The organism is Brevundimonas sp. UBA7838, from assembly GCF_002500885.1.
Taxonomy (GTDB): Bacteria; Pseudomonadota; Alphaproteobacteria; order Caulobacterales; family Caulobacteraceae; genus Brevundimonas; species Brevundimonas vesicularis_C.
The window spans coordinates 1,094-1,742 of the sequence record NZ_DLTK01000005.1 but is presented as its reverse complement, the minus strand read 5'-3'; the positions used below and the strand labels follow the sequence as shown (position 1 = coordinate 1,742).

The 649-nt window shown below is 65.6% G+C and carries 1 protein-coding gene; it reads right to left on the bottom strand.

What is annotated here, in order from left to right; all coding sequences use genetic code 11:
- Positions 1 to 156: 156 nt before the first annotated feature.
- Positions 157 to 543 carry a DUF6491 family protein gene (locus B3T77_RS00265; RefSeq protein WP_055753879.1) on the bottom strand — a complete coding sequence of 129 codons (387 nt, stop codon included), beginning with the start codon at positions 541 to 543 and terminating at the stop codon, positions 157 to 159.
- Positions 544 to 649: the final 106 nt, after the last annotated feature.

The window sequence follows — 649 nt, the reverse complement described above, 5'->3', positions numbered from 1 at the left end:
TTCGGCCGCCGATGGCGATGCGATCGCCGCCGTCGCCATGATCGCCGCCACGCCAACTGTTCTGATCATTCTCTTCCCTCCCCAGGCAAGGCGTTCATTTCATACCCGCGCGCGCGAGAATTCAATCTCTCCCGAAAGCTCCGAAAGCGTTTTCGATCAGGGCCGATCGCGAGACGGCAGGGCCTCGATCTCTGCGGTCGTCAACTTCTTTGCGATGCGCACGCGGCACGGTTGAGGGCCCGTCGCTGGGCTGAGCAAGGCGGCCTGATCGCCGGGACACAGGCGGCTGGATCCGGCGACAGGTTCCAGTGCGATCGACAGGGCGCGGGTCATGTCGCGACAGAAGGGGGTTTCGATCTGGAACACCCCGGCGTCGGCTGTGCGGACATACAGGGTCTGGTCGTTCGGCGCGGTGAAGTTGCGCACCAGATTGGGCCGGAAGCACTGGCTGGCGTCGGCGCGGCTGGCCGTCGCCACGCCCGGCGACGGCGCACAGGCCGACAGTACGAGGAGAGCCGCAGACGACAGAATGAGGCGATGCATAGTCAACTCCTGAACAAGCTCCGCTTCATCCTGCGCGCGTCGGCGAGGATGATGCAAGGGCGTCCGCCAAAACCGAAGACCGACGGGGCGACACGCGCGCCGCCAG

Bases quoted from the DNA above. Each gene is read 5' to 3' on its own strand.
- B3T77_RS00265 (WP_055753879.1), bottom strand. From the start codon at position 543: ATGCATCGCCTCATTCTGTCGTCTGCGGCTCTCCTCGTACTGTCGGCC.